At 39.4% G+C, this 11,561-nt stretch carries 10 protein-coding genes and 1 pseudogene; 4 read left to right on the top strand and 7 right to left on the bottom strand.

Annotation, left to right across the window (positions count from 1 at the left end; translation table 11 throughout):
- Together BCG07_RS04895 and BCG07_RS04900 are read left to right on the top strand one after the other, a co-directional pair.
- On the top strand, positions 1-1,260 hold a 1,260-nt coding region (locus BCG07_RS04895), incomplete at its 5' end, for a putative bifunctional diguanylate cyclase/phosphodiesterase (protein ID WP_286889025.1).
- Between the two features lie 194 nt (positions 1,261-1,454).
- Positions 1,455-1,667 (top strand): hypothetical protein, encoded by a 213-nt coding sequence (locus BCG07_RS04900; RefSeq protein WP_006791192.1) that lies wholly within the window; start codon positions 1,455-1,457, stop codon positions 1,665-1,667.
- Between the two features lie 30 nt (positions 1,668-1,697).
- Here BCG07_RS04900 and BCG07_RS04905 read toward each other — a convergent pair whose 3' ends face one another.
- The 7 genes from BCG07_RS04905 to BCG07_RS04935 all read right to left on the bottom strand — a co-directional run bounded on the left by BCG07_RS04905 (position 1,698) and on the right by BCG07_RS04935 (position 10,341).
- Positions 1,698-2,627, bottom strand: coding sequence for a hydrogen peroxide-inducible genes activator (locus tag BCG07_RS04905; protein ID WP_006791193.1), 930 nt, complete (start codon positions 2,625-2,627; stop codon positions 1,698-1,700).
- An 82-nt stretch (positions 2,628-2,709) separates the two neighbouring features.
- On the bottom strand, positions 2,710-3,978 hold the full coding sequence (locus BCG07_RS04910) for an inorganic phosphate transporter (protein WP_008130472.1): 1,269 nt from the start codon (positions 3,976-3,978) through the stop codon (positions 2,710-2,712).
- 39 nt (positions 3,979-4,017) lie between these two features.
- A complete protein-coding gene (locus BCG07_RS04915; RefSeq protein WP_006791195.1) occupies positions 4,018-4,695 on the bottom strand; it encodes a TIGR00153 family protein in 678 nt (225 codons plus the stop codon).
- Between the two features lie 143 nt (positions 4,696-4,838).
- Positions 4,839-5,540, bottom strand: coding sequence for a phosphate signaling complex protein PhoU (gene phoU / locus BCG07_RS04920; RefSeq protein ID WP_006791196.1), 702 nt, complete (start codon positions 5,538-5,540; stop codon positions 4,839-4,841).
- A gap of 46 nt (positions 5,541-5,586) precedes the next feature.
- A complete protein-coding gene (pstB, locus tag BCG07_RS04925) occupies positions 5,587-6,414 on the bottom strand; it encodes a phosphate ABC transporter ATP-binding protein PstB (RefSeq protein ID WP_006791197.1) in 828 nt (275 codons plus the stop codon).
- 27 nt (positions 6,415-6,441) lie between these two features.
- The gene (gene pstA, locus BCG07_RS04930; RefSeq protein ID WP_010556662.1) at positions 6,442-8,091 is read right to left on the bottom strand and encodes a phosphate ABC transporter permease PstA; all 1,650 of its coding nucleotides are present in this window, start codon (positions 8,089-8,091) and stop codon (positions 6,442-6,444) included.
- 15 nt (positions 8,092-8,106) lie between these two features.
- A complete protein-coding gene (locus BCG07_RS04935; RefSeq protein ID WP_286889030.1) occupies positions 8,107-10,341 on the bottom strand; it encodes an ABC transporter permease subunit in 2,235 nt (744 codons plus the stop codon).
- A 365-nt stretch (positions 10,342-10,706) separates the two neighbouring features.
- Between BCG07_RS04935 and BCG07_RS04940 the strand changes: the two genes are divergently transcribed.
- Together BCG07_RS04940 and BCG07_RS04945 are read left to right on the top strand one after the other, a co-directional pair.
- A complete protein-coding gene (locus tag BCG07_RS04940; protein WP_006791200.1) occupies positions 10,707-11,213 on the top strand; it encodes a glycine cleavage system transcriptional repressor in 507 nt (168 codons plus the stop codon).
- 94 nt (positions 11,214-11,307) lie between these two features.
- A pseudogene (locus BCG07_RS04945) lies at positions 11,308-11,561 on the top strand (polyphosphate kinase 1); the annotation flags it as partial.

An 11,561-nucleotide genomic window follows, 5' to 3' on the forward strand; every position in this document is an offset into this window, starting at 1 on the left:
TTTGACCAAGAGCTAAGTCGTATTTGTAAACCCAAACATACTCACAGCGATGTTGAGCATGCCTTGATTTACATTGACCTTGATCATTTTAAAATTATTAATGATAGCCAAGGTCATCATCAAGGCGACTTGGTGTTAAAAGATGTGGCTCAGCTGTTTAAAGACAACATTGAAAAAGAACACTTAGTATGTCGCATTGGTGGCGATGAATTTGCCGTCATTCTGAAAAATATGAACCTACTCGATGCGCATCTTATTGCAGAAGGTGTCTGTAGTGCCATAGAGCAGCATACCTTTAAGTCAAACGAGCAAAGCTACACAATAAGCTGCTCTATCGGCTTAACGCAAATTACAGCAAACAATAACGACCCTAATGAGTGTTTAAAACAAGCCGACATTGCTTTGTATATTGCAAAAAACTTAGGCCGTAACTTAGTACATTGCTATTCAAAAGAAGATGCGCACAACAATACACTTCAAACAGGTCTTGAGTGGGGACACGAAATCCGCCAAGCACTTCAACAGAATAATATTGAATTGCATTACCAGCCTATATGGGATTTTAAAGCAGAAAAAGTTGCTTACTTTGAGGCACTATTGCGCTTAAAGCATGAAGGCACTCTTATTTACCCTAATCAGTTTATTCCGTCTCTAGAAATGCTTAACGACACCTTTTTAATGGATCAGTGCGTAATTAGAAATGCAATTGCCAGTGTTGCAAAATACCCTCAACTTAGCCAAGTTGCTATTAATCTATCTGCACAATCATTCTTAGATGAACGGCTGCTACCACTCATTGAGTCGAACCTTGAAAAATACAATGTTCCCGCCACACGGATTATTTTTGAGATCACCGAATCCGCAAGCATAAATAACATACAAGCTACACGTAAGATGATTGATAAACTTAACTCTTTAGGGTGTCACTTCTCAATAGACGATTTTGGGACTGGCTTTAGTACCTTTAGTTACCTAAAACAGCTGCCTGCTCAACATGTGAAAATAGATGGCTCGTTTGTTCGCGACATGCTTAATGACCCAATAGACCTTGCTTTAGTAAAGGCTATTAACGATATCAGCCGCTCACTTAATAAATATTCTGTTGCGGAATACGTTGAAAATAGAGAATTATTTACTACTTTAAGAGACATTGGTGTCGACTATGGACAAGGCTACTTTATTGCTCGCCCCGTTCCTGTTGAAAAAATAAATGATGAGCTTGAAAAAATTTATCAAAATAAAAGTATTTACCAACAGTAGCCTAGGTTAAAACTAACAAATTCGAACAATTTAACGTCACTTTTTTCTTCCATTATTTTCTTTCTTGCCTATACTTTCTTTATCAGATAAAGAGGATATCATGTAATTTAAAGGATTACGCTGTATAAACATGACATCAACCCCCAGTCAATACATGGTTGATTACAAGTTACAAGGGTTTTAGGGAGGAAGGTATGGCGCAACTAGTTATATTATTACTGATAATTCACCTTATTATTGCGTACCAATGTTACAGGTATTCAAGTTTAAAAGGTTACCCCGTCAAAGTATTTACCGTATTAGGATGCGTGCCCTACTTTAATGTAGTGGTATGGATTTACTTACTTTTTTTACCTGAACTGGAGCCATTTGAAAGCCATGTTCAAAGTCAAAAGCAGCCATTGTAGGCTGCTTTAATTTTTTAATAGCGGTTAACTTTAATTGCTTGGCTCATTAAAGTTTAAACTACATTGGCGTTGTAAAAACACCTCAAGCTGCTGGCTAAACAATTTAAAATCGCGAATACGTCCTGTAGTTTTTCGCCAAAGAATACCAATATCTCTGTAAGCATCGCTTTGCGACGGTGTGGCGACCATCTGTTTATTTTCTAAAATACCGGCATTAATGGCCATTTGTGGTAAAAAGGTCACCCCGAGCTGGTGTTCAACCATACTGAGTAATGTATGTAAGCTGGCCGCTTCAAATGGGTTAATACAGCTTGAGCGGTTTAAATGGCACGCACTCAGCGCGTGACCCGTCATACAGTGCTCTCGCTCTAACAAAAACACACTGGCATCAGGTAATAGGTTAAAGTCTTCTACGCCCTTTGCAGGCATATAATCTTTATGGTGCACTAAGCTAAAATGATCTTTTGCTAAAATTTGGGTATGGAACTTGTCGGTTGCATACGGTAATGCCAGTAACGCTAAGTCAATGTGCCCATGCTCTAACTTATCCAGTAATTTGTCGCTGGTATCCTCAATTAGTACCAACTCTAATTCACAAAAAGTTTGCTGACAAAAGTGATACAAAGGCGCTGCAATAAAGCTTGCAATAGTAGGAATAACGCCAACGGTTAACTTACCACTAAGTGGCGTTAAAAAGCTTTTTGTAAGCTCTTTTAAACTAATAGTGTCGTTAATTATTTTTCGTGAACGCTCAACAACCTCTTCACCTATGCTTGTAAACATAAGGCTTCGGTTTTCACGCTCAATAAGTTGACAACCCAGCGTTTCTTCAAGATTTTGAATGGCACTGCTTAGTGTCGACTGGCCAATAAAACAGGCACTGGCTGCACGGCCAAAGTGCTGATGCTGATGAACAGCGAGTAAATACTGAAGCTGTTTAATACTTGGAAGATTGGTCATTTTTTCTTTCCACAAATAAAAAGACCCCAATACCTAGGGCATTGAGATCTTTTCAAGCTAAAAGTCTTTTAGTACTTTTTTGTTAAACCCCAAATGCGGTTCTCAGTACGTAGAAGATAACAATAGCAAGGGCAGCACCAACTGGCAACGTTATTACCCAAGAAACTACAATGTTTCTGATAACGCTCATGTTAAGTGCACCAATACCACGTGCCATACCTACACCTAGTACCGCACCCACTAAGGTTTGAGTAGTAGAGATTGGCATACCAGTTCCTGATGCAATAACAACAGTAGAAGCAGCGGCAAGTTCTGCAGCAAAACCACGGCTAGGCGTTAAATGTGTAATGCCTTCACCAATTGTTTTAATTACTTTTTTACCTAAAATGGCAAGACCTGCAACAATACCAAAGCCACCTAGTGGAAGAATCCACCATGCAATTGCTGCCTTCTTAGCAATTTCACCGTTGTTTTCAACAATATTTACAACAGCAGCTAGTGGACCAATTGCATTAGCAACATCGTTAGAACCGTGAGCAAATGCCATACAACAAGCGGTTAACACCATTAATACCGCAAACACTTTTTCTACGTTATTAAATTGCATTTGCTTATCAGCTTTAGGATCGATGTTTAAGCGAGAAATAGCAATTTTACCAATGATGGCAACAACCACTGCAACACCAATTGAAAGCGCATACCCTTCAACAGAACCTAGGTTAATACCAACGTGCTTTAAACCTTTTTTGATTGTAACTAAAGCCATGATAAAACCCGCTAAACCCATGTAGATTGGTACGTAGCGTTTAGCGTTCTTTAATGGTGCATCTGTATCAAATATAAGCTTTTGCGCGCTCATGAATATTAGATACGCAATAAAGCCGGATATAGCTGGTGTAATGATCCAGCTTCCTACAATGCCGCCTACTTTATTCCACTGGATTGCTTCTGTACCCACAGCAACTAGCGCAAAACCAATGATTGCACCAATAATAGAGTGAGTTGTTGATACTGGCCAACCTAAAAATGAAGCGATTAGTAGCCATGAACCCGCGGCAAATAGCGCGGCAATCATACCTAAAACCATCAGTTCAGGAATATTCGCAAACGGTGCAGCATCAATTATTCCTTTACGAATAGTTGATGTAACTTCACCACCGGCCAAATAAGCACCTGCAAACTCAAAAATCATAGCTATTAAAATAGCTTGTTTGATTGTTAATGCTTTTGAACCTACAGATGTACCCATGGCGTTCGCAACGTCGTTCGCGCCAATACCATAAGCCATGAAAAAACCAACAGCTGCGGCAATTAAAACTAATACCGTGCCGTAAGATGCAATGATATCCATTGTATAACCTTAATCTTTCGTGTTTGAACTGATTTTAAATTAACGAGCTAACATCAGCTCAAGACGTGATCCTACGCGCTCTGCAATATCTGCAAGCTCACCAACCCATTCAATAATGCTGTATAAAAACATTACATCTACAGGGTTAAGTTCACTTTCTACTTCACGTAGTTGGCGGCGTACTTTAATTTGCATGTCATCCGTGTCTTGTTCTATTGCATCCAATTCAACGAGCATTTTTTCTACTAAGGTCACTTCGCGACCTTTAAAACCTGTTTCTAATAGCTCTTCTAACTCGTTTATTGCTTTAGATGCTTGTTTTGTCGCATCCACACAACGAGTTAAGTAAGCCAAGAAATCAGCTTGCATTACTGCTGGTATGGTCATTTCACGACCGATTACGCGCCCAGCAATGTCTTTTGCTTTATTAGCAATTTTGTCTTGTTGGGTTACTAACTCGAGCAGATCCGTACGTTCTACCGGCATAAATAAACCGCGTGGTAACTGTAAACGTATGTCTCTTTTCATGTCATCGGCTTCACGCTCTAAATTACGAATAGTGATACGAAGCTCTTCTGCTTGTGTCCACTCTTCTTTAAAAACGTGATTAAAAAAAGGTATCAAAGCTTTACTAGCTTGATGAACTTTTTTGATGTGATCTTCCATTGGTTTGAAAGGAGATTTTGCAAAAACTCCTAAAAACGCGTTTGTAGGCATAACTGACCCTTTAATCAAATTACATGCGTGCAGCGTGCGATTTTACAGTATTCACAACAATTGTGAACGGTTTTTATTATTTAACTTATCGCTAAACGAACAAAGCGGCTTATAGCCGCTTTGTTAAAATGCGCTAATGAGCTTTAAAGCGATTTTTCAATATCTTCCTGTGATATATGGCGAATATCTTTACCATTTACAAAGTAGATAATGTACTCAGCAATATTTTGACAACGGTCGCCAATTCGCTCTAATGATCGCACTGACCAAACTAAATCCATGATTTTTGGAATAGAACGTGGATCTTCCATCATGTACGTCATAATTTGACGTGTTATGGCTTCATATTCACGATCAACTTTAGCATCTTCTTTGTGTACTTCAAATGCGCGTTGCACATCCATACGTGCAAACGCATCAAGTACATCGTGTAACATTTTTAAAACCTGACGACCCATATTTTCAATATTCACTAACAAATCTTGTTGATCTTTAGTGAAAGAATCGAGAGCCACTTTTGCAATACGCTCAGCTTCATCGCCAATACGCTCTAAATCAGCAATAGTTTTTGCAATCGCAATCACCAAACGTAAATCGCTGGCAGCGGGCTGACGACGCGCAATAATACGAGTACATTCTTCATCAATGCTCACTTCCATAGCATTAACTTTGTAGTCGTTTTTACGCACTTTTTCTGCAAGTTCTGCATCGTTTGTGCTTACCGCATCAAGCGCACTACTTAGTTGTTGCTCAACTAACCCACCCATGCTTAGTACATGGTTACGAACATTTTCAAGCTCTTGATTAAAGCGACCAGAAATATGCTTATTAATATTATGTTCCATAATTACCTTCTCTCTAAATCTTGTACAACACGATACTGTTAATTATTTAGCCGTAACGACCTGTAATATAATCTTCAGTCTTTTTCTTTGTTGGTGTTGTAAATAAGGTATTTGTATCTGAGTATTCAATCAGCTCACCCATGTACATAAAGGCTGTTTGGTCAGACACTCGCGCTGCTTGTTGCATGTTATGCGTAACAATAACAACGGTAAATTTATTCTTTAAATCGTTAATTAGTTCTTCAATAACTAGAGTAGAAATTGGATCAAGCGCTGACGTTGGTTCATCTAGTAGTAAAACCTCAGGCTCTATCGCAATAGAACGAGCAATAACTAAACGCTGTTGCTGACCGCCCGATAAACCAAACGCACTATCATGCAGTCTATCTTTTACTTCATCCCATAAAGCAGCGCCACGTAATGACTGCTCTACTACTTCGTCTAACTTACGCTTTTCTTTAATGCCCTGTAAGCGTAGACCATAGACTACATTTTCATAAATCGATTTTGGAAATGGGTTAGGACGCTGAAACACCATCCCAACGTTACGGCGAAGCGCCGCAACATCTACATTTTTATCGTAAATATTTTGTCCATGAAGAAGTATTTCACCTTCAATTCGACAAATATCAACCAAATCATTCATTCGGTTAATACAGCGTAATAGCGTTGATTTACCACAACCTGATGGGCCGATAAACGCCGTTACTTGGCCTTTTGGAATATTCATATTCACTTTACTAAGCGCTTGTTTATCACCGTAGTAAAGATCGAGATCTTTAATCTCTAACGCTTTTTGCTCGTCTGTTAAATTGTCTAAATCTAACTTCATGCCCAAATTGGCTTGGTTTACTTTTGGAGCGACTGTAATCATGTTTGTTACCTATTAAATCTTTACTAATTAGTGTTCAAGCGATCTGAATTTTTCACGTAAATGGTTACGTATACCAATGGCCGTTATGTTGAGTGTGATAATAACCGACACAAGTAAAAATGCCGTTGCATATACTAGCGGGCGTGCCGCTTCAACATTCGGGCTCTGGAAGCCAACATCGTAAATATGAAAGCCTAAGTGCATGAACTTTCTGTCTAAGTGAAAATACGGAAAGTTGCCGTCTAATGGTAACGTCGGTGCCATTTTAACAACACCTACCAACATCAGGGGCGCAACTTCGCCTGCTGCACGTGCAACAGCCAGTATTAACCCCGTCATAATTGCAGGGCTTGCCATTGGAATTACAATACGCCATAGGGTTTCAACTTTAGTTGCACCCAATGCTAATGAACCGTCACGTACAGTGCTTGGAATACGTGATAAACCCTCTTCCGTAGATACAATAACAACGGGTAAAGTTAGTATTGCCAATGTTAGTGCAGACCACATTACACCTGGCGTACCAAATACTGGTGTTGGTGAAGACTCTGGGTAAAATAATTGGTCAATACTGCCACCAAGCATATATACAAAAAAGCCTAAGCCGAATACACCATAAACAATAGAAGGGACACCCGCTAAGTTAATTACCGCGATACGAATCATTTTAGTGACCGCATTTTTAGCCGCGTATTCGTGCAAGTAAATAGCAGCAACAACACCAAACGGCGTTACTATCACAGCCATCAACATAACCATAAATACAGTACCAAATATAGCAGGGAATACACCGCCTTCTGTATTTGCTTCGCGAGGATCGTCAGATACAAACTTGCCTAGTTGACCAAAGTAATGGCCTAACTTTGCAAAGAAGCCCATGTCGTTCGGAAACCACACATCAAGTACTTGATACATAGGGATCGTGACTATTTCGCCGCGCATATCTTTTACCGTAACATGGTCACGTTTTGCCTGTTTACGCAGTGCAAATAACTCTTTTTCAAGTTCGCCGTATTCTGCACGTAATTCGGCACGCGTTTTTGCAAGCTCTGCAACACGTTCATCTGTTAACTGGTTATCAAGTAAGTAGCTTTTCTCTTTTAAGCGTAAGCGCTCAAGTTCATAGTTGATATGACCTATATCGCCATTTTGTAAATCCAGTGCTTCATCATTTAAATCTACAGCACGCTCAACAAGGTCATATAAAGCCTCTACTTTATCGCCCTCTACTGGCTTGCCGTCTTTAAATACACCTTCTACATACCCGTAAAAATTACCATTTTTACTACGTTCAAATACTGCAAGCGTAGCGGGTGTAGACTTTGCTTTTATGTCGGTTTCAAGTATCCAACGAAAATCTAGAGCTACGTATTCACGGTTACCTGTTTTTATAAGTAAACGTTCAAATTCTTCTTTATCAAATGCTGAAACATCAACACCTGTCGCTGCCAAACGTTCTTTTGGTACGAGTTCACGGTCGTAAACTTCACCAATAACGGTTTGCTTGGCAATCGAGCCTTCAAGCTCAAACTGTACAACTTGAGAAGGCCAGAAAAAACTCAATCCCTTCCAGGCTATCATCGCTAATATACCTAAAACCGAAATTAAGCTGATGCTCACTGCACCGCCGGTCATCCAAATCCAAGGAGAACCAGACTTAAACCACTGCTTTACCATGTCGTGTCTCTCCACTTACATTGAGCTGTATTTTTCACGTAACTGCTGACGAACAAACTCAGCTAACGTGTTAAATACAAAGGTGAATATGAATAGTACAAAGGCGGCTAAAAACAATATTCTGTAATGCGAGCTACCTACTTCTGATTCAGGCATTTCTACCGCAATATTAGCTGCCAGCGTTCTCATGCCTTGGAAAATACTCCAGTCCATAATCGGTGTGTTACCTGTTGCCATGAGTACAATCATGGTTTCGCCCACGGCACGGCCTAGGCCCATCATTACCGCAGAGAATATACCTGGGCTTGCAGTTAATAGCACAACACGTACGAGTGTTTGCCATTGAGTAGCCCCTAGTGCTAATGAACCATTTGATAAGTGCTTAGGTACACTAAATACGGCGTCTTCTGCAATAGAGAAAATAGTTGGAACCACTGCAAAACCCATTGCTATACCGACTACCAATGAATTACGTTGGTCGAATGTCATGCCCAACTCGTTTGTTAGATACTGGCGTACATTACCGTCAAACATCCACAGCTCTACTGTTTCGCTCATTGCGAACGAGAACCAACCAACAACTAATACAACAGGAATCAAAATAATTGAATGAGACCCTTCAGGTATTTTATGGCGAATACTTGCTGGTAACTTCGTCCACGCAAGTGCTGAACCTAAAATACCAATAGGTAATAAAATGAGTAAGCCAACAATTGCAGGTAAGTGCTCTTCAATTAAAGGCGCTAACCAAAGGCCCGCTAAAAAGCCTAAAATAACCGTAGGAAGTGCTTCCATTATTTCAACGGTTGGCTTTACAACCTTACGTAATCCACTCGACATAAAGTACGCAGTGTAAATTGCCGACGAAATCGCAATTGGTACTGCAAATAACATAGCGTAAAAAGCCGCTTTAATTGTACCGAACGAAATAGGCACTAGCGAAAATTTAGATTCAAAGTCATCACTTGCAGATGTTGACTGCCAAATGTATGCAGGCTCTGGGTAACCTTCGTACCACACTTCTTGCCATAACGCAGACCATGTTACTTCAGGGTGTTCGTTGTGAACCTCTAATACCGTTAATTTGCCATCCGCTAAAATTAACGCAGCATTTGAACGTGGAGCAATTGCAAAGTGTTTAATTTCGCCTTCACTTACTTTACCCTGCCACAACTTAGCTTCGCTTGTTGTGTAGTAAACACCAAGCTCACCGTTGCTGCTGGTAGTAAAGAAAGTACGACGATAAAATTCTGTAAAAATATTTAATTTGCTTTGTTTGGTTGTTTCAAACGCACGAATTTTTTGGAACTGACGACCAGCGTCTGTGTTTACTTCAAACCACTGCGATACTTCACCGTTATCGTTAGCAAGCATTAATGAATTTGCACCCGCAAGTAACTGAGCAGACACTATATTAGCGTTTTCTTCATTAGCCGATAATAACTGGATTTGCTCTACTTCACTCGGATAGCGCGTATCATAAACGTAAATTTGATTAGCTGAACGAATAAACGTACGTGTTGTATCTGGCGAAATTAAAAGCTCATCTACACGACCTTCAATATCAAGCTCTGTTCGCTCAACAACCCACTCTACTTCACCTGTAAACATGTTTTCTTCAGCAACAAAGCTGCTAAACAAAACGCGCTTATCTGCGGTTAATGCAACAACCGCCGTTTTATCTTCATAGTGAGTAAACGCAAAACGCTTGATAGCAGCGCCTTGAGCATCAACTTCTAACGCCATTTCACCAAGCGGGTAATCAACGCGTGGCGTTAATTTGCGTTCGTTATTTGGAAAGGTAACTAAAAATTTAGGTACAACCACCATTACAGTGCCGTTTTCTAAACCATAGGCGTATTGGCCCTGAAACGGTGCACTCGTTGCAAAGCTTGTTACTTCGCTTGGAAGAGCAACATTAAGCGTCTTGAGTTTTTTACCAAAACTTGCTTTTTCTACATTGTAAAAGTCAACTTGGCCTTGTTGGCTTAGTAAATAAGCAACTTCGGTTTGCTCTTCAACACCTAAGCCAACTATTTGATCTGCGTTACTTACTGTGAAGCTGTCACGCTTTTCAACTTTAGCTGACTCAAAAATTGGCTGTACTACATAAAGAAGGTAGAAAAATATTAACAACAGCGCTATTAATACCATTACTCCACCGGCGGTTATGCCAAATTTGGCAAACCTGTCTTTAAATAGACGGCTTCGATCCGTATTAAAAGACGGTTTATTCGGATTGGAAGTCATCAAAACACCTTTAAATCTTAACGTTCTATAAATTATATTTCATCAAGATGACAGTAATGTTACAACGGTCATAATAAGCACTCTAATTAAAGGTATATCTAAGGTGGCATAAGTTATTGTATTAATTAAGCGTTAGATTAGTCATTTATAAGGGAACTAAATAACAAAAATAATTGGACAAAGCATTTAACGAGGTTAATACTCAAATGGTAAATTAAGGGATGCGCTTACCTTTCTATCATTCACGTTAAATTAATTATTAACATAATAAAATCATTAACCTATAAAAGCGCGTCAGCATCAAAACATATTTTATTTAATGCCTACGCATTTACATTCTTCGGGCTTAAAAAGAGGCACAATTTATGAAACAGTTGGTAATAACTATTTTAGGAAAGGATCGTCCAGGCTTAGTAGAAGATATTTCATCGGTAGTTTTAAAAAATCACGGCAACTGGTTATGTAGTAACCTTAGCCATCTATTAGGTCATTTTGCAGGGATTATTCAGTTAGAAGTTGCTGAAGAGCATTTTCAGGAACTGCAAAACGCGCTTACCGCTTTACCAAAACTTGAAGTGCGTATTGAAGCTGGCAATACTGAAATTGAACCTTCACCACGTGAACAAATCAATTTAGTGATCACAGGAAACGATCGCCCTGGTATTGTCCAAGAGCTCGCGAGCGTAATACGACATAAAGGAGCAAGTATTACTCATTTAAATTCTAGACAACAAAGCGCACCTAATTGGGGAGTCCCTATTTTTAGCGCTGTTGCAACCGTTACCTTACCTAACGGAATGGATAAAGACGAAGTAATTGATGCGCTTGAGTCAATAACCAGCGACTTAATAGTAGACACAGAAGAAGCATAATTTTTTATTGCGTGTCATACAAGTGACACGCATGTCATTTTAATGTCATTAAATTGTTCTATATTTAACTCAGCGTTAGATAATGGAATATAATATGAATGCCCACATAGAACATACTCAAACCGTTGAATACTTTGCTAAAGAGCTTAGTTGGCTGTCATTCAACGAGCGCGTTCTACAAGAGGCTAAAGACAAAAATAATCCAATAATTGAACGCATGCGGTTTTTGGGGATTTTTTCTAATAACCTTGATGAATTTTTTAGGGTACGTGTTGCCGACGTTAAACGCCGTATTTTATTAAACAAACTTCCCGATGCTAATTTTGAAGAAGACGAAGCTTTATTAAG

Source organism: Pseudoalteromonas sp. ESRF-bin5 (assembly GCF_002632075.1).
GTDB lineage: Bacteria > Pseudomonadota > Gammaproteobacteria > Enterobacterales > Alteromonadaceae > Pseudoalteromonas > Pseudoalteromonas marina.

Bases quoted from the DNA above. Each gene is read 5' to 3' on its own strand.
- BCG07_RS04900 (WP_006791192.1), top strand. From the start codon at position 1,455: ATGGCGCAACTAGTTATATTATTACTGATAATTCACCTTATTATTGCG.
- BCG07_RS04905 (WP_006791193.1), bottom strand. From the start codon at position 2,627: ATGACCAATCTTCCAAGTATTAAACAGCTTCAGTATTTACTCGCTGTT.
- BCG07_RS04910 (WP_008130472.1), bottom strand. From the start codon at position 3,978: ATGGATATCATTGCATCTTACGGCACGGTATTAGTTTTAATTGCCGCA.
- BCG07_RS04915 (WP_006791195.1), bottom strand. From the start codon at position 4,695: ATGCCTACAAACGCGTTTTTAGGAGTTTTTGCAAAATCTCCTTTCAAA.
- phoU (WP_006791196.1), bottom strand. From the start codon at position 5,540: ATGGAACATAATATTAATAAGCATATTTCTGGTCGCTTTAATCAAGAG.
- pstB (WP_006791197.1), bottom strand. From the start codon at position 6,414: ATGATTACAGTCGCTCCAAAAGTAAACCAAGCCAATTTGGGCATGAAG.
- pstA (WP_010556662.1), bottom strand. From the start codon at position 8,091: ATGGTAAAGCAGTGGTTTAAGTCTGGTTCTCCTTGGATTTGGATGACC.
- BCG07_RS04935 (WP_286889030.1), bottom strand. From the start codon at position 10,341: ATGACTTCCAATCCGAATAAACCGTCTTTTAATACGGATCGAAGCCGT.
- BCG07_RS04940 (WP_006791200.1), top strand. From the start codon at position 10,707: ATGAAACAGTTGGTAATAACTATTTTAGGAAAGGATCGTCCAGGCTTA.